Consider the following 24,251-nt stretch of genomic DNA (forward strand, 5'->3'; position numbering starts at 1 on the left):
TCTAGCCATACAATCGAAGAGGAGTTCCGTTTCACGGGTCTCCTCTTTGGTTCATGGTTTTTCCTTGTTTTCATGCCAGAGCACTGGGAAGAATAGACAAGATCCGGGCGCTGGTTAGCGATAGAGAGAAACGAGAGCAACTGCATGCTGTCGGTGAGGAGAATAGTTTTCTTAGGAGGAACGTGGAGATGAACAAGAAAAGTGTACGTGATGTAGAAGTAAGCGGCAAACGGGTGTTTGTCCGCGTCGATTTCAATGTACCGCTCGAAGATGGTAAAATTACAGACGACACTCGTATTCGCGAGACTTTGCCGACCATTAAATATCTGGTAGAGCAAGGAGCGAAAGTCATCCTGGCCAGCCACATGGGTCGTCCAAAAGGAGAGGTCGTTGAATCTTTGCGCCTGACTCCGGCAAGTCAGCGTCTGTCCGAGCTGCTCGGCAAACCGGTAGCCAAAGCGGATGAAGCAGTAGGAGAAGCCGTTAAAGCTCAAGTCGAGAAGCTGCAAAACGGCGATGTGCTCGTGCTTGAAAATGTTCGTTTTTACGCTGGTGAAGAGAAGAACGATCCGGAACTTGCGAAGCAATTCGCCGAACTGGCCGATCTGTTCGTGAATGACGCGTTTGGTGCTGCTCACCGTGCGCACGCTTCGACAGAAGGTATCGCTCATCATCTTCCGGCTGTATCGGGATTGTTGATGGAGAAAGAGCTGTCCGTTCTTGGCAAAGCCCTTTCGAATCCGGACCGTCCTTTTACCGCCATCATCGGTGGATCGAAGGTTAAGGACAAAATCGACGTGATCGACAACCTGCTTACGCTTGCTGACAATGTCATCATCGGCGGTGGACTTGCTTACACGTTCTTCAAAGCTCAAGGCCATGAAATCGGCCAATCTCTGCTTGATAAAGAGAAGCTTGATGTTGCACTCGGTTTCATCGAGAAAGCTAAAGAGCTGGGCAAAAACTTCTACCTGCCGGAAGATATCGTCGTTACGGACGAGTTCAGCGCAGACGCGAATACCAAGGTCGTTGATATCGACGGCATTCCTGCCGATTGGGAAGGCGTTGACATCGGACCTAAGACTCGCGCCAAGTATGCAGAAGTGATCAAGAACTCCAAGCTTGTCGTGTGGAACGGTCCTATGGGCGTATTTGAAATCGCTCCGTTCAGCAACGGTACTCGTGAAGTGGCACAAGCTTGTGCGGATACGGAAGCTTACACGATTATCGGCGGCGGCAACTCGGCTGCAGCTGCAGAGAAATTCGGTCTTGCCGACAAGATGAATCACATCTCGACAGGCGGCGGTGCATCTCTTGAGTTTATGGAAGGCAAAGCACTTCCTGGTGTTGTGGCACTGAACGACAAATAGAAATAGGCACTATATTGGATAGCAAGTGGATGAAGTTTGGACCCCGATTCTTCGGGGGAATAAAGGAGTGAATCGTGTGAGAACACCTATCATAGCTGGTAACTGGAAAATGTTCAAAACCGTTCCGGAAGCAGCTTCATTTATTGAAGATGTGAAAGGCAAAGCGGAAGTAGAAGGCGTGGAAAGCGTGGTTTGCGCGCCATTTACCAATCTTCCTGCATTGGTTGAAGCGGTCAAGGGCACGAACATCAAAATCGGTGCACAAAATCTTCATTTTGAAGACAATGGCGCCTTTACGGGTGAAATCAGCGGTTTGATGCTGAAGGATCTGGGCGTGGACTATGTCATTATTGGACACTCCGAGCGCCGTCAGTATTTTGCTGAAACCGATGAGATCGTGAACAAGAAGGTACATGCGGCATTCCGCCATGGTCTTCTTCCGATCGTATGCGTCGGCGAGAAGCTGGAAGAACGCGAAGCCGGCCAAACCAAAGACGTGTGCAAAGTACAAACGGAAGCAGCGTTCGCAGGTGTTCCTGCTGATCAAGCGGTTCATGTTGTTATTGCTTATGAGCCAATCTGGGCGATCGGAACGGGCAAATCCTCTACGGCAGAGGATGCGAACGAAGTCATCGCTTATATTCGTGAACTCGTTAAAGGCCTTTACGGCGAAACCGTTGCAGAGCAAGTTCGCATTCAATACGGCGGCAGCGTGAAGCCTGAAAATGTAGCGGAGTATATGGGACAAAGCGACATCGACGGCGCGCTCGTTGGTGGTGCAAGTCTACAACCGGCTTCCTACATCGCACTCGTTGAGGGGGCGAAGTAAATGTCTGCTCCAAAACCCGTAGCTCTGATTATCATGGACGGTTTCGGGCTTCGCAACACCGAGGTGGGCAATGCGGTCGCTCAAGCGAACAAGCCTAACTACGACCGGTATTTGAAGCAATACCCGAACACCACGTTGACTGCTTGCGGTGAAGCCGTAGGCTTGCCGGAAGGTCAAATGGGGAACTCCGAAGTGGGTCACTTGAACATCGGCGCAGGCCGGATCGTGTATCAGGACTTGACCCGCATCACGAAGTCGATTCGTGAAGGAGAATTCTTCGAGAACGAAACGCTGGTGGAAGCCGTTCGCGCTGCTAAGAACAACAACAAGAAGCTGCATCTGTACGGGCTGGTATCCGACGGCGGCGTTCACAGTCATATTGAGCATATGTTTGCCATGCTGGATCTTTGCAAGAAGGAAGATTTTCATGACGTATACATCCATGGCTTCATGGATGGACGCGACGTGGCACCGGACAGCGGCAAGCAGTTCGTTAAGGATCTGATTGCGAAGATCGAAGAAGTGGGCGTTGGCCAAATCGCTACGCTTTCCGGTCGTTATTATGCGATGGACCGCGACAAGCGTTGGGATCGTGTCGAGAAGGCTTACCGTGCCATGGTGTATGGCGAAGGACCGAAATATACGGATCCGCTGAAAGCCATCATCGAATCTTACGAGAAATCGGTTTACGATGAATTCGTAGAACCGACCGTGATTGTGAATGGTGAAGGCGAGCCGGTTAGTCTGGTGGAGAGCGGAGATTCCGTTATCTTCCTGAACTACCGCCCTGACCGTGCGATTCAGCTGTCCCAGGTGTTTACGAATAATGATTTCCGTGGTTTTGAACGAGGACCGAAGTTCCCGCAAAACCTGCATTTTGTATGCTTGACGCTGTTCAGCGAGACGGTGGAAGGCTTTGTTGCCTACAAACCGAAGAATCTCGATAACACGCTCGGCGAAGTGCTGGTTCAGCACAACAAGAAACAGCTTCGGATTGCGGAAACCGAAAAGTACCCGCACGTGACATTCTTCTTCAGCGGTGGACGCGATGTTGAGCTTCCTGGTGAAACGCGCGTACTGATCAACTCGCCGAAAGTGGCGACCTACGATCTGAAACCGGAGATGAGCGCTTATGAAGTGGCGGATGCTTGCGTGAGAGAAATCGAAGCGGATAAGCATGATGCGATCATCTTGAACTTCGCCAACCCGGATATGGTAGGTCATTCCGGTATGCTGGAGCCGACGATTAAAGCCGTTGAGACTACGGATGAGTGTGTTGGCAAGGTTGTTGAGGCTGTTTTGGCAAAAGGCGGGGTAGTTCTGATTACCGCTGACCACGGGAACGCGGACATGGTATTTGACGAGAATGGACGTCCATTCACCGCACATACTACAAACCCGGTTCCGTTCATCGTAACGGATGAGAATGTAACGCTGCGTGAAGGCGGTATTCTTGCCGACATCGCGCCAACCATTCTCGACCTGATGGGTCTGCCGAAGCCGGATGAAATGACGGGAACTTCCATGATTGCAGCACGTAAATAAGTGGTTCATAATGGAACATAAACATAACATTAAAAGGAGACTATACACATGACTATTATTTCTGATGTATATGCACGCGAAGTCCTTGACTCCCGTGGCAATCCAACCGTAGAGGTTGAAGTATACCTGGAATCCGGTGCAATCGGTCGCGCGATCGTTCCATCCGGTGCTTCCACTGGCGTTCACGAAGCCGTTGAGCTTCGCGACGACGACAAATCCCGTTACCTGGGCAAAGGCGTTCTGAAAGCCGTTGAGAACGTGAACGAAATCATCGCGCCTGAAGTGATTGGCATGGACGCTCTGGACCAGCTTGGCATCGACAAACTGATGATCGCTTTGGACGGTACGCCGAACAAAGGCAAATTGGGTGCGAACGCAATTCTGGCCGTATCCATGGCTGTAGCTCGCGCTGCTGCTGATGCATTGGATCTTCCACTGTATGTTTACCTTGGCGGATTCAACGCAAAACAACTTCCAGTACCTATGATGAACATCGTTAACGGTGGCGCTCACGCGGACAACAACGTTGACGTTCAAGAGTTCATGGTATTGCCTGTTGGTGCACCTAGCTTCAAAGAAGCGCTTCGCATGGGCGCGGAAATCTTCCACAACCTGAAATCCGTTCTGAAGGGCAAAGGCCTGAACACAGCGGTTGGTGACGAGGGCGGCTTCGCTCCTAACTTCACGTCTAACGAAGATGCACTGTCTTCCATCATCGAAGCGATCGAAAAAGCCGGCTACAAGCCAGGTGAAGATGTATTACTGGGTATGGACGTTGCTTCCACCGAGTTCTTCAAAGATGGCAAGTATGTTCTGGAAGGCGAAGGCAAATCCTTCACGCCGGCAGAATTCGTGGACTTGCTCGCTTCTTGGGTAGACAAATATCCAATCGTAACCATCGAAGACGGATGCTCCGAGGACGATTGGGAAGGTTGGAAATTGCTCACCGAGAAATTGGGTAACAAAATTCAACTCGTGGGTGACGACCTGTTCGTTACCAACACCGAGCGTCTGGAAAAAGGTATCAACGAAGGCATCGGTAACTCCATCCTGATCAAAGTAAACCAAATCGGTACATTGACTGAAACGTTCGATGCGATCGAAATGGCAAAACGCGCAGGATATACGGCTGTTATCTCCCACCGTTCCGGTGAGTCCGAGGACAGCACCATCGCTGATATCGCGGTGGCTACTAACGCAGGTCAGATCAAAACGGGTGCTCCTTCCCGTACCGACCGTGTGGCGAAATACAACCAATTGCTTCGCATCGAAGACCAATTGGGCGAGCTTGCTCAATACAACGGCTTGAAGTCGTTCTACAACTTGAAGCGCAAATAATTGAAATAAGAGAAAGCCCGACTCCTGCTTTTGAGGGAGCTGGGCTTTTTTGCATTAATTTGAGGGGCTGCAGGGTTGTGGGGCTGCACACTTTGTTATCATGCCGAGGGGCGGTACGTATATCGTCTCCGGTCGCTGTTAAAATCGGGAAGCTGGAATGGAATAAGCTGAGGAATCTTCCCGATTTTAAAGGCGAACGCGTTGCTCCTCCACCGATATACGCACCTGGGCAGGGGAGTAGGTGTGCAGCCTCTTGTGGGCATCTCATAGGAGCGCAAAGAAGAAAGCCCAGCTCTGTGAAGTCACATGTGTCGGGCTTTTGGGTGTGGGAGGGGGAGAGAGTGAATGGCAGGACATGCTCAGCTATGCTCCGTTTGGATGAGGAAGGAATTCCATTTTTTATAATATACAGGCGTATTCTTCGGCCGTATAATGGATCCTAGTATGTTGAATCTAGGGGGAACGTAATGAGAAAAGTCATTTCAGGATGGTTGATCGTGTGTTTGATCAGCCTGATCTTTTCCGAAGCAAATGCTGCAGCCGCAACAAATGTTAAGACATGCATTCATTTTTACCACGGCCAGCAATATATGCAAATTAGCGGAGAAAATAAAAAAGTGGTCAGTAAAATCAATAAGATACTTAAAGCGCATGCCATTCTTTCGGCTGCCTGGAATATGGAATATAAAAAGAGTAGTGAAAATGCCTCCTTTCGATCTAAAGCCAGTACCCAATTCAATAAAAACGGAAAGTTATCGATTCTTTTTAACGACAGCTTAACCCAAGAGGGCAGCCAACTCACCTTCGCAACAATCTATAATTTCGATCTAAAAACAGGCGAACGGTTGTGGTTAGAGGATGTAATTGATACAGAGAGTAAAATGCTTAATTTGGTAGAGGCTGTAACAGCGCAACTTGTAGACAGAGAGTCTAAAGGAGATCCAATATTCACGGAAAATATTCATTTTTACCTTACTCAATCGAACCCTTCATACTACTATTATGATCATGGCATCATTATCCGCTTCGATCCGGACCAAGTTGCACCTCTTTCCGAGGGGTACGTGGATGTTAAAGTGACTTATACAAAAATTAACAAGAAGAGGAATGACCTAACGTCGCCTGCCCCATCAATTCCGGGTCATGACTATGTCACGAAGTCGCATATCGAAAATGAATTTACTGGATACGACTACGGAAATATTTATGAATTGGCTAACGGGCAAATGTGGAAGCAAGTGGAGTATACTTTTTATTTCAATTATGCCTCAAGTCCGGAAGCGATCATTTATCAAAAAGGATCCCAGTATTACTTGCAAGCTGAATACATTGATTCGGCCGTACAGGTTGAACTTGTCGGTACGCATTAACCGGCCCATGGTTTCCATCATGGCGGGATTAACGGTTATACGGCTTTCTATCTGAAGCTGCTGGATCAGGGAACCGCGGTTTTCGTGTTAAGCAATGTGTCGACGATGCTGACCTCGATGTTAGCGGACGTGATCGTTAACGCGCTTGAGCACGAAATGGGTTGAAACAGTAGATGAGGACCAAGCTCTCTTACGGAGAGTTTGGTCTTTTTTTGTCTGATAAAAATAGAACAAATCTACACATCCACTGCGCCTTACCCCACCAACGACCGCACATATCCATGCAATTTCAGGCATTGCCATTCTCAAGCGAACCGGTGCTGATATAATTGAAGAACAAGCGAGCGAAAAGGAGAGTGCGGGAGGGTGCTGAACCGAATACGATCCCTGTTTCCACACAAGCTGAAATACCGTCTGTTTGCCGCGTTCGTTTTGGTCATCCTGCTGCCTTTCGGCATTTTGAATTTGTACAACTATCAGCGGATCGAGACCTTGGTCCAGGAGAAAATCAGCCAGCAGAGCCACAGCCAGCTGGAGCAAATGTACCGAACGCTGGAGGATCAGTTGAGCGTAGCCTTCAAAACGCTGATATTTCTGGAGCAGGATTCAACGGTGGCCTCCGTGCTGACCCATCCCGGGCAGCGGCAGGGACTCGAGAACAAAAACCTGATGGAGGAAAAGTTCAAAAATTTGAACAACAGCTTTTTCCTGTACAATCCGTCGGTCTACTTCACGATTCTCGATTTTCATGGTAACGCTTACACCTCATATTCTCCCAGGGAGGCCCTCGATTACAGAAAGCTGCGGGACAACCCTGGCTTTGATCGGGAACAGATGGAGGGCGTGTCGTATCATTGGGTTTCGAGCGATTCGAACTACGTGCTGCGGGATATCTCGACGAGTCCTTACCTGCTGTCACTGTACGCATACATGGAAACTCCCCGCAACAAGCCGTACGGCATGGCCCGGATCAGCATCGATTACTCCTTCTGGTTTCAATCGGTATTGAAGCAGTCGACGCTGCGGCAGGAATATTTCTTGATTACGAGCGCTGGCGAGAACGTATCCCAATCGATCTTGAACAGCAGTCTGACCGGCGAGGTAAAAGCCAGGATTGCGGCCGAGCCCAGGCAGAAGTATTTTATCGACAAAGCCTCCAATACCCTGGTGAATTACATTTACGTGGAATCGCTGGATTGGTATATCGTGAACCGGATTCCACTGACGGTGCTCTTTAACGAGATCGAGGAGCTGAAGCGCCAATATTTTATGACCTTTTTCCTGCTGACCGGCGCGTTTCTCATCATGACCTTCATTATTGCCGCCACGATTACCCGGCCCCTATCCCATTTGCAGAATAAGATGAAGGCGGTTGTCCGAAACAATCTGAAAATCCGGCTGCCGGAGCACAAGTTTCGAGGCGAGATTCTGGAGCTGACGCAGACGTTCAATTCCATGCTCAACGACATGGATGTGCTGATTCAGCGATTGAAGGCCGAGGAAAGGCAGAAGGAAGCGGTGCATTTTCATATGCTGCTGGCTCAGATGAATCCGCATTTTCTGCTCAACACGCTAAATACGGTCAAGTGGAGTGCCATTCGCCACGGGAATGAGGATATCACCAATATCACCCTGTCTCTCGGCAAGCTGCTGGAGGCAAGCCTGAATACGGAGAAGGATCTGGTGCATCTGAAGGATGAAATCGAGCTGGTGCAGGCCTACGTCCATATTCAGCAGGTGCGTTACAATCACCGTTTTGACGTGACCTTTGCGTGTGATGAGGACATCCTCTATGCGCTTGTGCCCAAGCTCAGTCTGCAGCCGCTCGTAGAGAATGCCATCATACACGGAATCGCGCCTCTGCCGGAGCAGGAAGGGCTCATTGAAATTACGGTTACCCGGGAAGGGCCGAACCGATTGGCGGTGGAAATCAAGGACAATGGCGTCGGCATGGAGCAGTCCCGACAGGTGGACGGGATGCGTAAACGTCCGGGCATCGGACTCAGCAATGTGCAAGAGCTGCTGCGGCTGCTATTTAAAGAAGAGGGCCGCATAGAGATTATATCCTCGGAGCGGGGAACGCGGATTCGATTTTCGATCCCGTTGTTAATCTCAACGCCTTATCAGAACGATCACTTGATTTCATCATAACGGGCAGATGATTCGTCTCTGGCCTGTATAGGCTTTGAACCGGATTTAAAAAGCTTCGAGGAGGGGAGACCTATGTGGAAGGTGCTGCTGGTGGAGGATGAGGTGTTTGTGCGAGAGTCCGTGCGAGAGATCATCGCGTGGGAGGAGCTTGGATTCAAGGTTGCGGGGGAGGCAGGCAACGGCGCCGAGGCGCTGGAGATGATCCGGAGCAATCCGCCCGATCTCGTGCTGACCGATATCGTGATGCCGGAGATGGACGGCGTGGAGCTCCTCCGCAGAACACGGGTAGAAGGGTACGCCTCGAAGTTCGTGATGCTGACCTGCATGAGTGAATTCGAGTATGTCCGGCAAGCGATGGAATACGGGGCATCCAACTATATCCTGAAGCTGTCGATGAGCGTGAATACGCTGCGGGAAACGCTGCACAAAATGAATGCTGAGCTGATGAAGAATAACCCGCATCCGAGCCCGAGCCAACCTGTTTCGCAGGTCGCGTCCACGGAGACGATGCCGTCGCAGCCGGCGCATCATGCCTCCCCCAGGGAAATCACGTCGCACCCGGAGGTACAGAAAATATTGCAGTACATCCATGAGCACTACGAGCAGGACATTACGGTTAAATCGATGTCGGGCTACGTGATGATGGGCGAGAATTACGTCAGTGCGCTCTTCAAGAAAAAGACCGGACGCACCTTGATTCATTATTTGCACCAGGTCCGGGTGGATAAAGCCATCGCGTATTTGCTTCAAACCAACCTCCCTGTTCACGAGATCGGCCTCCGGGTGGGGTTCGTGAACGACAATTATTTTATTAAAATCTTCAAACGGTTGACCGGCTTCACCCCGAGTAAATACAGACAACACAGCAAAGACCTCAAATAGAACGATTCGATGCAGGACATAGGATTCGCCGAATCAGGAATTCCATCGTTTTGTTCCATCATCTGAATGGATATGTAGCTTAAAAGCGGCTCCCGTTTCCTGCTACGATGAGAGGGCATCACACCAATATAATTCTCGGGGAGGTCTCTAATGTGAGAAATAAAAAAGGATGGACGATGCTTCTCATCGGCATATTGCTTCTAGGTCTTCTTGCGGGCTGCGGCGGCAAAGCAGCCTCATCAGTAACTGAGGGACAAGGAACGGATAATTCGAAAGCGCCTTCATCCGGCGAGCCGGTCAAACTAACCATGTGGGGCGGTGTGCCGCCAGAGGCGGGACCGCAAGAGGTCATCGATGCGTGGAACGCCGAGCATCCTGATATTCAAGTCGAGTATGTCCGCTACGTCAATGACGATGACGGGAACCTGAAGCTTGATACGGCGATGATTACCGGTCAGGATGTCGACCTGTACGTGAATTACACGCTTTCCCAGACGTCCAAACGGGTGGAATCCAACTTGGCTCTGGATCTGAGCCAATTCGATGATTACAATATCGACGAGAAGATGGGTCCTAACGCCGAAGGCTGGAAAATCAACGGGAAGTATTACGGAATGCCGACCACGAAAAGCGCCTTCTTCGTCGCGCTGAACAAGGATGCCCTTGATGCAGCGGGCCTGCCCGTTCCGAAGGACTGGACGTGGGATGAGCTGCGCGAATATGCCAAGAAGCTCAAAGTCGGCAATAACTACGGGTTTATTCAAAATATGGAGCCGTTCGTCGATCCGATTGATTCGGTGTTATCGCAAGAGGGATACACGAAGGCGGATGGAACTTCGAATCTGGACCACCCGCTGGTCAAAAAATGGCTGGAAACCCTGAATGTCATGATGAAGGAAGACAAGACCACGCCGCCGCTCGGAGAGCAGCTGACTTCCAAAATGCCGGTGGAGCAAGTGTTCCTTAGCGGGGAAGTGCCCATGCTGAATATCGGAGCTTGGCTGCTGCGAAGCTCGAATAACTTTACCGATTTTCCCCGCGACTTCACCATCGCGTTCGCCCAGGTGCCGAGACTAACGGATAGTGCGGACAGCTATGTAACAAGGGGCGGCCTTGGGGATTACATCTCCATTAATGCCAAATCCAAAAAACAAGCGGAAGCTTGGGAATTCCTGAAGTGGTATGCGGACGGGGGTATGGCTCCTATGGCTGCGGGCGGAAGATTGCCGGCTTCGAAGGACGCCGATCAGGATGAGGCGTTAAAGAACCTGCTCGGTGATAAGAAAGACACGTATGACCTGGATTCCTTGATGCACGTCATGTTCGAAGACAAAACGCCTACGTACGTAAGAAGCTTGCCGCAAGAGGTGATGGATATGCGCGCCCAGGAGTATGAGAAGTATTTCCTTGACGCCCAATCGCTCGATCAAACGCTGGAGGCCATGGTGAACCGGCATAATACGTTTTTAAAAGAAGGCAAATAAGGGGCTGTCGGCACCAATAGAAGGGGACTATCGCTTCGGCGGCGAGTCCCCTTTTTGATCGGCTTCGTCGACACGGCTATCCCGGCAATTGCGGCCATCTTGAAGCGGGATAGCCGCTTTTTTGCACGTACTGATAGAACAAATCTACGAAGTCGCCGAAATTCGCGGCCCTGTAATTGCATACTTCTGTAGCATAAAGTCGAAGGTTTTGTTCCTTATCCCCGCTTGGTCCCGACTGCTATGCTTGAGATGAAAAAGACCAAGAGGAGTGGGGCTATGTGAAAACATCCTGGATGAAACGGCAACAGTATCTCGGCTATCTGTTTATCGGTCCGAACATGGTCGGCGTGATGCTGTTTTTTATTGTGCCAGCCTTGTATTCGTTCTATCTCATGTTTACGGACTACAAATTTATGAGCTCGGACACGAAGTTCGTGGGACTGGCCAATATTCAAAAAATGCTGGGCGACGAGGTTTTCTATATTTCGATCAAAAATACGCTGTTCTTTCTGTTATCGGTGCCTGTATCGATCGGACTGGCTTTCATCGTCGCCGTGGTTCTGAACCGCTCGGTGTATTTAAAAAAGCTGCTCCGCGCCTTATATTTCATGCCTTACATCACCAGTGGCGTCGCCGTCGCCTTCGTATGGATGCTGCTGTTCCATCCGAATAACGGCCCGATCAACGGAATCCTCAAGTCGTTCGGCATAACCAATCCCCCGGGATGGCTGTCCACCATGGATTCCTCCATGTATGCCATCGACATCATCTGGATCTGGTTTATGCTCGGCTATAACATGATCATCTACCTGGCCGCGCTGCAAGAGGTCTCAACGGAACTGCTGGAGGCTGCCACAATCGACGGGGCCCGCGCCTGGCAAACGGTTCGCAGCATCCTGTGGCCGCTCGTCAGCCCCACGACCTTCCTGCTGCTTATTACCGGACTCATTATGACCATCAAGCAGTTCGGGATCATTCAAGCCATTACGCAGGGAGGCCCAGGCAACAGCACCACCGTGTTGTCCCTGTTCATTTATCAGAACGCTTTCCGCTACTACGAAATGGGTTATGCATCCGCGATCTCCTGGGCGCTGTTCTTCATCATTATGATCTTCACTGTCATTCAATGGATCGGTCAGAAGCGCTGGGTTCACTATTAAGGAGGAAGGAAAATGACCAAAGCCTTATATACTAAAATAATCATCACGCTTATTATGCTGTTCTTCAGCGTGGTTATGATCGTTCCCTTCCTCTGGATGATTAGTACCTCGTTCAAGATGCCGGCGGAAGTGTTCCAATACCCGATTAAGTGGATTCCTGCCCAATTCATATGGGAACATCATGTGAAAGTGTGGACCGGCGTGAACAGCTTCGGCCACTATTATCTCAACTCGCTTAAAGTTGCCTTGGTCAGCACTGTCGGTGCTGTATTGCTGTCCGCTTTAGCCGCTTACGGTTTTGCCCGGATCGAGTTCAAGGGGCGGAATGCCATGTTCATGATCTATCTGTCGATGATGATGGTCCCTCCCCAGGTTCTGTTTGTGCCGAAGTTCATCATGTTTGACTGGGTCGGTATTTACAATACACATTGGGCTCTTATACTGCCGGGCGTATTCACGATTTTCGGGGTGTTCATGATGCGGCAGTTTTTTCTCTCCGTACCGTATGAAATTTCGGAGGCTGCCTTTATCGACGGAGCGGGCCATTTCCGCATTTTTTCGCGGATCATTCTGCCAATGGCGAAGCCTTCGCTAGCCACGCTGGCCATTATCGATTTCTCTTGGCACTGGAACGACTACGAGAATGCCTTGGTATTCTTGATCGATCAGGATCTGTATACCGTTCCGCTGGGGCTGCAAAATTTCATTCTGGAAAATACCGTGGATTATAACGGCATGATGGCGGCGGCGACCGCAGGCATTATTCCGATGATTCTCGTGTTCCTGATCGGTCAGAAATATATCATTCAGGGCGTGGCAAGCTCGGCCGTAAAAGGATAGCCCATAATCCAGGTTCATACATGAACTGGATTAACATGAAAGGAGTCGGATCATTCATGAGAAATGAAACGGTAATAAGTGACATTACGGTGATTGGCGGCGGTTTGGCAGGGGTATGCGCGGCGGTGGCGGCCGCGAGGCTCGGACAAAAGATAGCACTTGTGCAGAACCGCCCCATGCTGGGAGGTAACTCCAGCAGCGAGGTGCGCGTTTGGGTATGCGGCGCGACGGCTCACGGGATCAACCGCTATGCCCGGGAAACCGGCATTATGGGCGAGATGTTCGTGGAGAACCAGTACCGGAATCCGGACGGCAACCCGTATTTATGGGATTTGATCGTATTGGAAACCGTGCGGGCCGAGTCGAATATAACTCTGTTCTTGAACACGGACGTGCATGAGGTTGAAGCAGATGGCGACCCTGACGCTCGGCAGATTCGATCGGTCACCGGTTGGATGATGGGCTCGGAGCGACGCATCCGGTTTGAGAGTCCCGTGTTCCTGGATTGCACGGGGGACGGGCTGGTCGGATTCCTGGCGGGAGCGAAATACCGGCTTGGGCGGGAAGCCCGGGATGAATACGGGGAAGAATGGGCGCCGGAGACGGCGGACGATGTGACGCTCGGCAGCACGCTGCTGTTCTATACGAAGGATGCCGGACATCCGGTAAAATTCGTGCCGCCCTCTTTTGCCAAGGATATTACGCAGACGCCGATCCCGATCAAGCGGGTCATCCGCAGCGGCGATTCCGGCTGCCATTACTGGTGGATCGAATGGGGCGGGGAGCTCGACACCGTGCATGACAACGAGAGGATCCGCGACGAGCTGTGGTCGGTCATCTACGGCATTTGGGACTATATCAAAAACTCCGGCAATTTCGATGCGGCCAATATGACGCTGGAGTGGGTCGGCGCCCAGCCGGGCAAGCGGGAGTACCGGCGCTTTGTCGGCGATTATGTGCTGACGCAGAACGACATTATGGCTCAGGAGCCGTTCGAGGACCGGGTTGCCTTCGGCGGCTGGTCGATCGATTTGCATCCGCCGCAGGGCATGTACGCCGAAGAGAGCGGCTCGAAGCATATGCATGCGGACGGGAACTACCATATTCCGTACCGCAGCCTGTATTCGGCGAACGTGACCAATCTGTTGTTCGCCGGGCGCAACATCAGCGCCACCCACGTGGCCTTCGGCACCACGCGGGTGATGGCGACCTGCGCCGTCCTGGGCGAAGCGGCCGGCACGGCTGCGGCGCTGTGCGTCCAGCACGGCCTCACGCCGCGCGAGCTGTCCCGCAGCCGGAGCGGGGAGCTTCAGCAAACGCTGCTGAAGCAGGATGCCTCCGTGATCGGGGTGGTAAACCGTGATCCGCTGGATCTGGCCCGAAGCGCCAAGGTCAGCGCATCGTCCCACCTGTCCAGGATCGCGATCAAGGAGGCGGAGGCGCCATATCCGCTGGAGCGGGACATCGCTGTGCTGATGCCGGCCGATCCGGGGCTGAGCGGGGAACTGGAATGGCTGATCGATGCGAAGCGGGAGACCGATATGACGGTGGAGGTTTGGAGCACGGGACGTCCGGAGAATTACGTTCCGGCCGTGTTGGAATTTCGCACCTCTGTCCGCATCATGCCGGGGCAGGGACAGTGGGTCCCCGTCCAACTGGATTGGCAGCCGGCGGAGCCGCAAAACGCATATATCATCGTGCGCAAAAATCCGGATATGACGCTGTATCTGTCATCCAAGCCGATGAGTGGGCTGCTTGCCTTCGAACGGGGGACGGCGGCTCGCGTCTCCAAGGAGCTGGAAGACCATGATGACAGCCAGCCGGTGGTGGAGTGGAGCATGAAGGGACTGGTCCGGAGGCTGTTCTGCCTGCGGTCGGCGATCGGTTCGAACGCTTATCACCCCGAGCATGTCATTGACGGTTATAAGCGTCCGTTCGGCGGTCCGCATATGTGGGTATCGGAGCGAATCGCAGACGGGGAGACGCCGTGGTTAAAGCTGGAATGGGAAGAGGCTCGAGCGATTCGTGAGATTCATCTTATTTTCAACGATGACGTTAATGAAGATCTGATCAATCTGCACCATCATCGTACGCCGTTCGATATCATCCCTGAGCTGGCCTGTACCTACAGAGTAGAGGCGCTGGATTCGGAAGGGAATTGGGTTATGCTTGCCTCGGAGGCGTTTAACCGCCGCCGCAAAAGAGTCCACCGTTTAGAGGAGCCTATTCAGAGCACGGCGCTCCGGTTGGTGGTCGAGAGCACGAACGGCTCGGACTATGCCGAGGTTATTGAAGTGAGGGCTTACGGGTAGTTTTTCAAAGCTAAAAGCTGCTTATGTATTCAACAGGTGCCAGTCTGGACAGGAATTAATGAGGTTCTAACGTATATCTGCTGAACCGATAGTCGATCAAAAACGAAGCAAAGGCAGCCGTTCATCCGGCTGCCTTGTTCAGTTGGGTAATGTAGGGCGAAGATCATCAATTCTGCTGCAGCATCTCCAAAAATGCCCCTGCCGCCAGCGAGGGCGACACCTGCTTCCGAACGGCGACGCCGATATATCGATCGGGTAATGGCGTTTCGGTTCGAAGCTCCAGCAAGGAACCGTCCGAGATGCGGGACGCGACAAAGGCTCGTGGTAAGAATGCTGTTCCATAACCGCGCTCGGCAAATTCCGCTAACATGTCCAGGCTGTTCAACTCGAAGTCGGCTTCCGCTTCCACTCCCTGTGATCGGAACCACCCTTCGATGAAGGAGCGCGTCGAGCTGCCAGGGGATAGCAACAAGAGGGGGAGCTCCGTCAATTCTTCCGTCCGTAGAGGCCTGCGTGCCCAATCTGCGAAGGCCGTTCCGACTACGGCGCAATAAGGCGAGGTACGGGAGTCGATGATATGGATTTCCTCGTCCGATACGGGAAGGTGAACAAAGCCAAGATCCAACGAGCCTTTCTTTAAGCGCTCCACGATGCTGCTGGTTCGTTCCTGTGACAGCTGAATGCGGATGTCGGGATAGCGAGCATGGAATCGGTCGAGCAGGGAGAGGAGAAAGTCCTTAACGATGGCCCCGTTCGCGCCAATCCTCAGCCTGCCTTCGCCGAACTGCTTCAGATTCTTCAAGCGGCGCTCGGCTGAATCGAGTTCATCAAAGGCTTGCCGGACATGCTGATACAAGGCGTGGCCTTCCTGCGTCAGGCGGACGCCCTTGGATAACCGGTCGAACAGGCCCACGCCGAGCGCTTCTTCCAGCTGTTTGATGGCATAACTCACAGAAGGCTGCGTCATATGGAGGTTTTGTGCGGCTTTCGTCAAATTGGACGTCTCGGCGGCATGCAGAAACACCCGATACCATTCGGTGTTGGCGATCATTTGTCATCAATCCTCTCTATGGCATCTCTACAATATTACGATTTCATTTATTTCAACTATACCTTTAAACTAAATGAAAAGGAATCGAAAGTATTCGGGAGGTAGGGACATGGCAGGAAGCACGTTTGGAGAACGATTGAAAATGACTACGTTCGGGGAATCGCACGGAGAAGCAGTCGGCGTCATTTTGGAGGGCGTCACGCCTGGCGTTGAGCTGGACGAGGCCTACATCCAGATTCAGATGGATCGCAGAAGGCCGGGGCAATCCTCCGTTACGACTCCCCGCAAGGAATACGATAAGATCCGCATTGTATCCGGGCTATTCGAGGGGAAAACCACGGGCACGCCACTGTGCATCATGCTGAACAACACCGACATGCGGCCGTCGGCATACGACACCATCAAATCGGCCTATCGGCCCGGGCATGCGGATTTCACATATGAGAAAAAATACGGGATTCGCGACTATCGAGGAAGCGGAAGAGCTTCGGGAAGGGAGACGGCTGCGCGAGTGGCTGCAGGAGCCGTGGCGCGGAAGCTTCTGGAACGTCGGGGTGTCTCCATCCTGGCGTATACGACCGAGATCGGAGGTATCCGATGCGAGCAATTTGACGCCGATGCTATCGAACGGAATGCAGTTCGTGCGTGTGATCCGGAAGCAGCCGTTCGCATGATTGAGAGGATAGAACGACTGGCCGAAGAGGGGGACAGCTGCGGGGGGATTGTCGAATGCCGAATTAGCGGCATTGCCGCGGGACTGGGGGAACCCGTATTCGACAAGCTTGACGCTGAGTTAGCGAAGGCTATGTTGTCCGTCGGCGCGATTAAGGGCATTGAATTCGGGGCAGGCTTTCAAGCAGCCTCTATGCGGGGAAGCGAACACAACGATCAGATGGACGCGGGAGGGTTCCGGACGAACCATGCCGGCGGAATCATCGGTGGTATCAGCACCGGGGCGGATATCGTGTTCCGAGTCGTCGTAAAGCCGACTTCATCCATTTCTACTCCTCAACAGACTGTCGATATAGACGGCAATGAACGGGAGATTGCGACGATCGGCAGGCACGATCCATGCATCTGTCCCCGCGTCGTACCGGTGATCGAAGCGATGGCTTGCATGGTAATCGAGGATCATTACAAGCGTCAAGCCGCCTTGCAGGACGAATAGCAGGGAACAATCTGGATGAAGCCGACCCGAGAGTGGCAGCTGTGTCACATTTCAGCCATCAGGTATTTCTGGAAGTATGCTTCGCCGCGTCAATTCTTCGGGAAACAATCCGTTGAATGGAGCTGGAAGCGGGTGTGCCATTGACGGCCGGCTGTCCAGGTGAGCGATAAGAGCAAGCAAGTTCATATACAGCAAAAAAACCGGAAGGAGACTGAAGTCTTTCTTCCGGTTTTTGATTTATTTAAAGATTTAATGCGGCTTTAAGTCCAGGGGGGAGGACTGAAATCGCATTAAACCAGAGTTTTCAAGGAATCCGGCTTGAATGGTGCCAGCTCGTCGAAACGTCCGTCTCGAACCTTAGCGGCCCATTGCGGATCAGCCAACAGGGCACGGCCGACAGCAACCAGGTCAAATTCATTTTCCTCTAGACGATTCAGCAGCTCTTCGAGGTCTCTTTGGCCGGCACCCTTACCTTGTGTGAAGAGGCTGGTGAATACTTCATCGAGACCGACGGAACCGACGGTGATGACTGTTTTTCCTGTCAGTTTCTTGGCCCATCCAGCAAAGTTCAGGTCAGAACCTTCGAATTCAGGCTCCCAGAAGCGACGGGTCGAGCAGTGGAATATATCGACCCCGGCGTCAGACAGCGCGTTTAACAACTGACCCAGCTTTTCAGGCGTATCCGCCAGCTTGGCCTCATATTGGGTCGTCTTCCATTGGGATAGGCGGATGGCAACTGGGAAGTCTGGACCCACCGCCTCACGTACGGCTTTGACCACTTCGACCGCAAAGCGGGCACGCTTCAGCATGTCACCTCCGTATTCATCGGTACGCTGGTTCGTTCTCTCCCAGAGGAATTGGTCGATCAGGTATCCGTGGGCACCATGGATTTCTACGCCGTCAAAGCCAAGGCGTTTGGCATTCGCGGCTGCATCGGCATAAGCTTGAATAACCTGCTCGATTTCATCCTTGGTCATAGGTTTTGTGACGACGTTGCCGTCAAGGTCAAGTCCGGATGGTCCGATCGGAAGTGCTTCCGGGTTAGGCTCGGCACCTATTGGTCTAGTCATGCCGATGTGCCAAATTTGCGGCATGATCTTACCGCCGGCTTCGTGGACCTGACGGACCACCTCGGCCCAGCCGTTCAATGCGGCTTCACCATGGAAGTTAGGTACATTGGGGTTATCGGTTGCAGCCGGGTGATTAATCAGTGTTCCCTCGGTAATGATCAATCCGACGCCATTCTCCGCACGCCGACGGTAGTAAGCGGCCACATCCGGGCCTGGAACGCCGTTTGGAGAGAACCCGCGCGTCATAGGGGCCATCACCACGCGGGATGGAAGAGTAAGGTTGCCGATGGTATATGGCTCGAATAGGGATGCTGTAGATCGGACACTTTGATTTTGATTGCTCATGTATGGAATCCTCCAATATGTTTAATATGCTTTTCTGTATTTTCATAAAAATAGATATATATGATAAAAAGAAAGAGCTTTTAAGCTTAATCTTCAATCTGAATTTGCTTTTTAAGCCTAAAGCTCTTCCTTGAGTTGTTCGATAAAACGCTTAATGCCCTCCTCATTGCGTCTGTAATATGTCCACTGGCCCGCTCGATGGGATTCCAGTAAACCGGCCTTTTGCAATTTTACCAGATAACCAGAAACGACCGACTGAGCGAGTCCTGTTTTTTCTGAAATGGAGCCCACGCAGATACCGCCATGAAAATCACATTTGGAAGGCATGTGATCCTGCGGGTCAAAATGTTCCTCCGGATGCTTCAGCCACTCCAGAATTTTAAACCGGGACTCGTTTGATAGTGCTTTGATGGTTTGTAAGGTATCCATGTGTTTCATTATATCTATTTTTATAGAAATGTAAATATGGAATTTGAAAATATGGGAAAAAATAAACACGATAGATCCCTGGTCCTTATGGCTTCAGGAGACCTATCTTGTTTATTTATTCTTTGAAGGCTAGTCCCTTCTCGGCGAGAGCTTCACGTAGTATTCTGACCGCTTTGGGTCCTACCCCGTGAAGCGCCAGCAGTTCTTTCTCGGATGCTTGGGTGAGGTCGGCAAGCTGATGATAGCCTGCAACGATAAGGGCTTGACGTGCAGGTTTGCCGGCCTTAACAGGAAAGTCGCTTTCTGCAGCCGGAGTGGGGGGTTTGTCACGCATGGAGATCCCTCTCTTTTCGATTGTTTTGTTTAATGGATACAAGGCACAAGAATAGTGGTAGAGGTTAAGTTTGTAGGAATAATCAGTAAGATTATGTTATACATCTAATGTTCTGTAAAGAACGAATCCTATACTCATGGAAGAAGGATTCATGGATCGTTTAGACAATCTTCATAAATTCTATTGACAATCTTAATGAGAATAATTATCATTGTGCTGAGTGTTGATAATGATAATTGTTCTCAATAATTATTATTAATAAACAATATCTACAATACATAGAGGGTATGAGGGGGAGAAATTCGATGCGCAGTATGAAGGGTCTCGTGTTTATCGTATTGATATTTGCTTTGGCTTTAGCCGGTTGCGGCGGGGGTGCGGCATCCAATGAAGGAGGCAGCTCCACGGCAGCGAAGAATTCGGATCAAGGGGCCGCACAGGGCGGGGATAACACTGAAAGCACGCCGGAGACCCGAACCATCAAGCACGCTCTGGGCGAGACGAAAATTACGGGCGTTCCGAAGCGTATTGTCGCGCTGGAATGGCTTTACGCAGAGGATGTCCTTGCACTTGGTGTTCAGCCTGTGGGCATTGCAGACATTGAAGGGATGAACCAATGGGTGAACATCCCCGTAGAGATTGGGGCGGACGTTACCGATGTCGGCACCCGTCAAGAGCCGAATCTGGAGCTGATCGCTTCCTTGAAGCCGGACCTGATCATCGGTTTGAAATCGAATCTTGAAGCCGGCTATGATACGTACAACAGCATCGCGCCTACCTTGGTGTTTGATCCTTATCCGACTGAGGGACAAGGGGATCAATATGAAGAGATGGTTAATACCTTCAATACGATTGCCGACGTGCTTGGCAAGAAAGACGAAGCCGCAAAAGTGCTGAGCGATCTGGATCAAACCTATGCGAATGCCAAATCCAAGCTTGAAGCAGCCGGCATGACGGAAAAACCGTTTGCGCTCGCCATGGGATACAGTAACCAGAATGCGGTGACGTTCCGGATTTCAACGGATAATTCCTTGGCCGTCAAAATTCTGGAGCACATCGGGCTGACTAATGCCCACAAACCTGATCAATTTGAGGTTTATGGCTTTACCACCACAGACGTAGAGGCATTGCCTGCCCTTCAGGATGCGAATTTCCTGCATATTATCCAGGAGAGCGATAACATCATCGAGAACCAATTGAAGGACAATCCGGTGTGGAAAGGTCTGAACTTTGTTAAAGAAGACCGCGTGTACGCACTTGGCGGTGACATGTGGCCATACGGCGGCCCATTGTCTGCCCAAACCATGGCCCAGAAGACAGCTGATCTGCTCACAAAATGAGTCTCGGCAACAAACTGGCACAAGGCTCCGCGCCGGTGAGCATCCATCCAGCCCCACCCGTTTCCTCAGGTAGGGGCTGGAAGCCGTTATGGATGCTGGTTGGAGGCCTGGTGGCTCTGTTATTTCTCACGTTTATCAGCTTAACGCAAGGGCTAGCCGATATATCCGTCAATACGGTCGTGCAGGCCCTGGTGTCTCCGCAGGATATCGCGGATCACCATCTCATCCGCAGCGTGCGCCTTCCGCGTACGGTCATGGGCCTGTTGGCTGGCGCCGCCTTGGCGGTGTCGGGCGTGCTTATGCAGACCGTCACGCGCAACCCGCTGGCCTCGGAGACGACGCTTGGCGTAAATGCCGGCGCTTATTTGGCCGTCGTGGCGGGGATGATCTTCTGGCCGGGACTGCTGCATCAGTATGCCCTTCCACTGGCAGTGGCAGGCGGAACGCTGGCGGCTGTCGCCGTCTATGCGCTGGCGGGAAAAACGCAGGGCTCTCCTCTGCGGATTGCATTATCCGGGATGATTGTTACCCTGGTTTTATCCTCCGTTACGAGTGCGCTGGTGCTGCTGAACCAGCAAACGACGCAGGGGATTTTTCTGTGGGGCTCCGGCTCGCTTATTCAGAATGACTGGGATGGCGTAGCTTTTTCATGGCCGTGGATCATTGGCGGGCTGATCGTGCTGTGTTTGGCGGTACGCCAGTGGGACATTCTCACCCTCAATGAGGAGTCGGCACGTTCCCTTGGCCAAAAAGTCGGCACCACCCGCTTGCTTGCGATGGGAGCAGCGATTGTGCTGGCCTGCGTGACCGTGAGCGTGGTCGGCCCGATCGGCTTTATCGGGCTTGTCGCTCCCCATCTGGTCCGCCTGTCCGGCGTGGTCCGGCATGCGGGGTTAATTCCGCTGGCTGCCTTATGGGGCTCGGCACTCCTTGTCGGGGCCGATACGGTGGCCAGGATGTTCATAAACGCCTACGGTGAGCTTCCGGTCGGGGCCATTACGGCCATGATCGGAGCCCCGTGCCTCATCTGGCTTGCAATGCGGGTATCCCGCTCGTTGATCGGAGGGCGCGGGTCTTCCGGCGGATCGATCATGGCGGGCACGAGCCTGCGCCGGATACCTTATCCGGCCTTGGTAACACTGTTTAGCGTGCTGCTGGTGCTGGTATGGGTATTCAGCCTGATGAGCGGCAGTCTGCGCATTCCCTTCACGGAAGTGCTGGCCGTGCTTACGGGAGGCGGCGAGTCGATGTATCGCCAGATTCTGCTGGAGTTCCGCCTGCCGAGGCTGTTAACTGCCGGATTGTCCGGCATGGCGCTGGCCGTCAGCGGCAGTCTTCTGCAGAATGCGGTCCGCAATCCGCTGGGGGATCCCCAGGTGATTGGAGTGACCAGCGGAGCCGGTGCTGGCGCACTGCTCCTGATGATCGGTTTTCCGCAATTGTCGGCAGGCTGGGTCCCGGTCGGCGCGGTGCTTGGGGGGATGGCTGCAGCCGCTTTGGTATATGCGGTGTCCTGGAAAAGAGGGCTTCATCCGACGATTCTTACACTTGTCGGCATTGCCGTTGCCGCGCTTGGTTCCGCCATCATCAATCTGATGATCATTCATGCCAAGGTCGACGTAGCCCCCGCATTGTCCTGGATGGCGGGAAGCACATATAACCGGGGCTGGACGGAGGTGCAGCGGATTGTTCCCGCTATTCTGATCCTGCTTCCTCTGGCTGCGTGGCTCGGGCGGAAGGTGGATCTGCTGACGTTCAGTGAAGAAAGCTCAACTGGCCTCGGTCTTCATGTGCGGAATACCCGGATGTATGTCGCCATCATTGCGGTGCTGTTGGCTTCGATCGCCGCAGCCAATGTCGGCTCGGTCGGCTTTATCGGACTGCTTGCGCCGCATGCCGCCAGGATGCTGGTTGGGGCTCGCCATCGGCAATCGATGGTCATCGCGGCGCTGCTCGGCGGAATTTTGCTGGCTGGGGCAGACTGGATCGGGCGGGTGGTCATGATTCCGAAGGAATTGCCATCGGGTATCGTTACCGCGCTTCTCGGTGCGCCGTACCTGTTATATTTGATGGGAAAAACCAATAAGCTGAAGAAGAAATAACCGTCGTGAGGATTAAATATTCAAAAAGGCTATTCCATAGTCGCCAAGAGAGGTGGCATGGGATAGCCTTTTTTGTCTTCATTCGGTTGATTATTAGATTTGCCTTTTTTTCTTCTTCTGACTGCGGTCGGCTGTTAGGCTTCCGTGTACCGTACAAAAGACAGGATGATATCCTGCGGATGATCTCCGAAACCCGAACCATATAGATTCAGGCCGTTCGGGTGCTCGGCGTCTTTCTTCACTTCGAAGCGGACGCGGATGGGCCGGTTAAAGGCAAGCTCCAGCGAATCGATGGTCGTGGCGCTGGACTCGTGGCCATTGACCTGGCTGCCTTGTTTGGTTACGCGCCATTCCGTCAGCAAACCGTACTCACTGCCGCTTCTCCATTTATCCGGGGTGAGTTTCCCCTTGCGATCACCAAAATCACCGGGACTCCTCCAAGTGCCTACAGGTTGGTCGTTGATGGTAACCGTGATGTCGGATGGCCAATCCTGCTGGAAGGAAGGCGCTTCGGAGCTAAGCTCCGCGCGGATGCGCAGCTCATCAAGGGCCGCTCCGGGCGGCATAGGGTTCGCAAAATAATATTCGATATATCCTGATCCCGAGAACCAGAGCAGCGCAGCCTCCGTTCGTTCCGGCATGTAAAAGGCGCGCGGATCGTCAGGGGATCCGATCAGAGATCCGTCCCGAGCTGCCATCCCGCAGGTTGGCTCGATATAGCAGTGGGAGAACATGCCGATCGGCATGTGGATTTCTTCCGTGCGCTGCAGCCCCTCGCCCGGCTTCGATGGCAGCTCGAGAAAAATGGAACGGCAGGTGACGGCGCAGATTTTTTCCCGGTTCGCTCCTTGCGAAGAGACGATCAGATCCGCTTGCTCCAGCATCTGGACATTAATGGACACCGTAGGCTGCGCAATCCCCAGCGCCTCTGCTAACTGACCGACACTCATCGGTTTATCGCCAAGCGCTTCAAGGATGCGGACACGGACATCACTGGATAGGGCCTTGGCCACTTCCACGATCCGGGATGCCGGATAACGGTTGGTTTCCAGCTTCGATTCGTTCATAATCCCCTTCCTTTACTGAAGAGTTGTAGTTGCTCCAAGTGTACAATACATTTGATGTATTGTA

At 52.4% G+C, this 24,251-nt stretch carries 20 protein-coding genes; 15 read left to right on the forward strand and 5 right to left on the reverse strand.

Going from position 1 to position 24,251, the window contains the following annotated elements; genetic code table 11:
- Positions 1-188 precede the first annotated feature (188 nt).
- The 11 genes from AC0VZ8_RS01160 (at position 189) to AC0VZ8_RS01210 (ending at position 15,281) form a co-directional block, all read left to right on the forward strand.
- Positions 189-1,370, forward strand: coding sequence for a phosphoglycerate kinase (locus tag AC0VZ8_RS01160; protein WP_475485771.1), 1,182 nt, complete (start codon positions 189-191; stop codon positions 1,368-1,370).
- A gap of 76 nt (positions 1,371-1,446) precedes the next feature.
- Complete coding sequence (gene tpiA, locus AC0VZ8_RS01165; protein ID WP_260068525.1) at positions 1,447-2,199, forward strand: triose-phosphate isomerase; 753 nt, start codon at positions 1,447-1,449, stop codon at positions 2,197-2,199.
- Positions 2,200-3,744 carry a 2,3-bisphosphoglycerate-independent phosphoglycerate mutase gene (gene gpmI / locus AC0VZ8_RS01170; RefSeq protein WP_071219500.1) on the forward strand — a complete coding sequence of 515 codons (1,545 nt, stop codon included), beginning with the start codon at positions 2,200-2,202 and terminating at the stop codon, positions 3,742-3,744.
- A gap of 48 nt (positions 3,745-3,792) precedes the next feature.
- Complete coding sequence (gene eno / locus AC0VZ8_RS01175; protein ID WP_071219501.1) at positions 3,793-5,082, forward strand: phosphopyruvate hydratase; 1,290 nt, start codon at positions 3,793-3,795, stop codon at positions 5,080-5,082.
- Positions 5,083-5,549: 467 nt separating this feature from the next.
- Entirely contained in the window at positions 5,550-6,452 is a 903-nt protein-coding gene (locus tag AC0VZ8_RS01180; protein WP_475485772.1) for a DUF3298 domain-containing protein, read from the forward strand.
- Positions 6,453-6,818: 366 nt separating this feature from the next.
- Positions 6,819-8,603, forward strand: a complete 1,785-nt coding sequence (locus AC0VZ8_RS01185) for a sensor histidine kinase (protein ID WP_475485773.1) — start codon at positions 6,819-6,821, stop codon at positions 8,601-8,603.
- Positions 8,604-8,675: 72 nt separating this feature from the next.
- Positions 8,676-9,485, forward strand: a complete 810-nt coding sequence (locus AC0VZ8_RS01190; protein WP_475485774.1) for a response regulator — start codon at positions 8,676-8,678, stop codon at positions 9,483-9,485.
- A gap of 152 nt (positions 9,486-9,637) precedes the next feature.
- A complete protein-coding gene (locus tag AC0VZ8_RS01195; protein ID WP_475485775.1) occupies positions 9,638-10,969 on the forward strand; it encodes an ABC transporter substrate-binding protein in 1,332 nt (443 codons plus the stop codon).
- 278 nt (positions 10,970-11,247) lie between these two features.
- Positions 11,248-12,129 (forward strand): carbohydrate ABC transporter permease, encoded by an 882-nt coding sequence (locus tag AC0VZ8_RS01200; protein WP_475485776.1) that lies wholly within the window; start codon positions 11,248-11,250, stop codon positions 12,127-12,129.
- A 12-nt stretch (positions 12,130-12,141) separates the two neighbouring features.
- Positions 12,142-12,969 carry a carbohydrate ABC transporter permease gene (locus AC0VZ8_RS01205; RefSeq protein ID WP_071219507.1) on the forward strand — a complete coding sequence of 276 codons (828 nt, stop codon included), beginning with the start codon at positions 12,142-12,144 and terminating at the stop codon, positions 12,967-12,969.
- Positions 12,970-13,025: 56 nt separating this feature from the next.
- Positions 13,026-15,281, forward strand: coding sequence for an FAD-dependent oxidoreductase (locus tag AC0VZ8_RS01210; RefSeq protein ID WP_475485777.1), 2,256 nt, complete (start codon positions 13,026-13,028; stop codon positions 15,279-15,281).
- A gap of 166 nt (positions 15,282-15,447) precedes the next feature.
- On the opposite strand, the gene AC0VZ8_RS01215 is transcribed toward AC0VZ8_RS01210, so the two are convergent.
- Positions 15,448-16,332 (reverse strand): LysR family transcriptional regulator, encoded by an 885-nt coding sequence (locus tag AC0VZ8_RS01215; protein ID WP_475485778.1) that lies wholly within the window; start codon positions 16,330-16,332, stop codon positions 15,448-15,450.
- Positions 16,333-16,441: 109 nt separating this feature from the next.
- Between AC0VZ8_RS01215 and aroC the strand changes: the two genes are divergently transcribed.
- Positions 16,442-17,500 (forward strand): chorismate synthase, encoded by a 1,059-nt coding sequence (aroC, locus tag AC0VZ8_RS01220; RefSeq protein WP_475485779.1) that lies wholly within the window; start codon positions 16,442-16,444, stop codon positions 17,498-17,500.
- Positions 17,501-17,515: 15 nt separating this feature from the next.
- Positions 17,516-17,644 carry a hypothetical protein gene (locus tag AC0VZ8_RS01225; RefSeq protein ID WP_475485780.1) on the forward strand — a complete coding sequence of 43 codons (129 nt, stop codon included), beginning with the start codon at positions 17,516-17,518 and terminating at the stop codon, positions 17,642-17,644.
- Positions 17,645-17,790: 146 nt separating this feature from the next.
- Here AC0VZ8_RS01225 and AC0VZ8_RS01230 read toward each other — a convergent pair whose 3' ends face one another.
- The 3 genes from AC0VZ8_RS01230 to AC0VZ8_RS01240 all read right to left on the reverse strand — a co-directional run bounded on the left by AC0VZ8_RS01230 (position 17,791) and on the right by AC0VZ8_RS01240 (position 19,678).
- Positions 17,791-18,915: an NADH:flavin oxidoreductase gene (locus AC0VZ8_RS01230; protein ID WP_475485781.1), complete on the reverse strand. Its 1,125-nt coding sequence runs from the start codon at positions 18,913-18,915 to the stop codon at positions 17,791-17,793.
- Positions 18,916-19,032: 117 nt separating this feature from the next.
- Complete coding sequence (locus AC0VZ8_RS01235) at positions 19,033-19,344, reverse strand: ArsR/SmtB family transcription factor (RefSeq protein ID WP_009590170.1); 312 nt, start codon at positions 19,342-19,344, stop codon at positions 19,033-19,035.
- A 115-nt stretch (positions 19,345-19,459) separates the two neighbouring features.
- The gene (locus tag AC0VZ8_RS01240) at positions 19,460-19,678 is read right to left on the reverse strand and encodes a helix-hairpin-helix domain-containing protein (protein WP_260068533.1); all 219 of its coding nucleotides are present in this window, start codon (positions 19,676-19,678) and stop codon (positions 19,460-19,462) included.
- A 305-nt stretch (positions 19,679-19,983) separates the two neighbouring features.
- On the opposite strand from AC0VZ8_RS01240, the gene AC0VZ8_RS01245 reads away from it, so the two are divergent.
- Together AC0VZ8_RS01245 and fhuB are read left to right on the forward strand one after the other, a co-directional pair.
- Complete coding sequence (locus AC0VZ8_RS01245) at positions 19,984-21,018, forward strand: ABC transporter substrate-binding protein (RefSeq protein ID WP_260068534.1); 1,035 nt, start codon at positions 19,984-19,986, stop codon at positions 21,016-21,018.
- 92 nt (positions 21,019-21,110) lie between these two features.
- Positions 21,111-23,120, forward strand: a complete 2,010-nt coding sequence (gene fhuB / locus AC0VZ8_RS01250) for a Fe(3+)-hydroxamate ABC transporter permease FhuB (RefSeq protein WP_475485782.1) — start codon at positions 21,111-21,113, stop codon at positions 23,118-23,120.
- A gap of 134 nt (positions 23,121-23,254) precedes the next feature.
- Here the strand turns inward: fhuB and AC0VZ8_RS01255 are convergent, their stop codons facing one another.
- Entirely contained in the window at positions 23,255-24,187 is a 933-nt protein-coding gene (locus AC0VZ8_RS01255) for an ArsR/SmtB family transcription factor (RefSeq protein ID WP_475485783.1), read from the reverse strand.
- Positions 24,188-24,251: the final 64 nt, after the last annotated feature.

It is taken from the genome of Paenibacillus sp. QJM3NY_38 (assembly GCF_056173265.1).

Excerpts from the sequence above, each read along its gene's own strand:
- AC0VZ8_RS01160 (WP_475485771.1), top strand. The coding sequence starts at position 189 with ATGAACAAGAAAAGTGTACGTGATGTAGAAGTAAGCGGCAAACGGGTG.
- gpmI (WP_071219500.1), top strand. The coding sequence starts at position 2,200 with ATGTCTGCTCCAAAACCCGTAGCTCTGATTATCATGGACGGTTTCGGG.
- eno (WP_071219501.1), top strand. The coding sequence starts at position 3,793 with ATGACTATTATTTCTGATGTATATGCACGCGAAGTCCTTGACTCCCGT.
- AC0VZ8_RS01180 (WP_475485772.1), top strand. The coding sequence starts at position 5,550 with ATGAGAAAAGTCATTTCAGGATGGTTGATCGTGTGTTTGATCAGCCTG.
- AC0VZ8_RS01190 (WP_475485774.1), top strand. The coding sequence starts at position 8,676 with ATGTGGAAGGTGCTGCTGGTGGAGGATGAGGTGTTTGTGCGAGAGTCC.
- AC0VZ8_RS01205 (WP_071219507.1), top strand. The coding sequence starts at position 12,142 with ATGACCAAAGCCTTATATACTAAAATAATCATCACGCTTATTATGCTG.
- AC0VZ8_RS01210 (WP_475485777.1), top strand. The coding sequence starts at position 13,026 with ATGAGAAATGAAACGGTAATAAGTGACATTACGGTGATTGGCGGCGGT.
- AC0VZ8_RS01215 (WP_475485778.1), bottom strand. The coding sequence starts at position 16,332 with ATGATCGCCAACACCGAATGGTATCGGGTGTTTCTGCATGCCGCCGAG.
- aroC (WP_475485779.1), top strand. The coding sequence starts at position 16,442 with ATGGCAGGAAGCACGTTTGGAGAACGATTGAAAATGACTACGTTCGGG.
- AC0VZ8_RS01225 (WP_475485780.1), top strand. The coding sequence starts at position 17,516 with ATGAAGCCGACCCGAGAGTGGCAGCTGTGTCACATTTCAGCCATCAGG.
- AC0VZ8_RS01230 (WP_475485781.1), bottom strand. The coding sequence starts at position 18,915 with ATGAGCAATCAAAATCAAAGTGTCCGATCTACAGCATCCCTATTCGAG.
- AC0VZ8_RS01235 (WP_009590170.1), bottom strand. The coding sequence starts at position 19,344 with ATGGATACCTTACAAACCATCAAAGCACTATCAAACGAGTCCCGGTTT.
- AC0VZ8_RS01240 (WP_260068533.1), bottom strand. The coding sequence starts at position 19,678 with ATGCGTGACAAACCCCCCACTCCGGCTGCAGAAAGCGACTTTCCTGTT.
- AC0VZ8_RS01245 (WP_260068534.1), top strand. The coding sequence starts at position 19,984 with ATGCGCAGTATGAAGGGTCTCGTGTTTATCGTATTGATATTTGCTTTG.
- fhuB (WP_475485782.1), top strand. The coding sequence starts at position 21,111 with ATGCTGGTTGGAGGCCTGGTGGCTCTGTTATTTCTCACGTTTATCAGC.
- AC0VZ8_RS01255 (WP_475485783.1), bottom strand. The coding sequence starts at position 24,187 with ATGAACGAATCGAAGCTGGAAACCAACCGTTATCCGGCATCCCGGATC.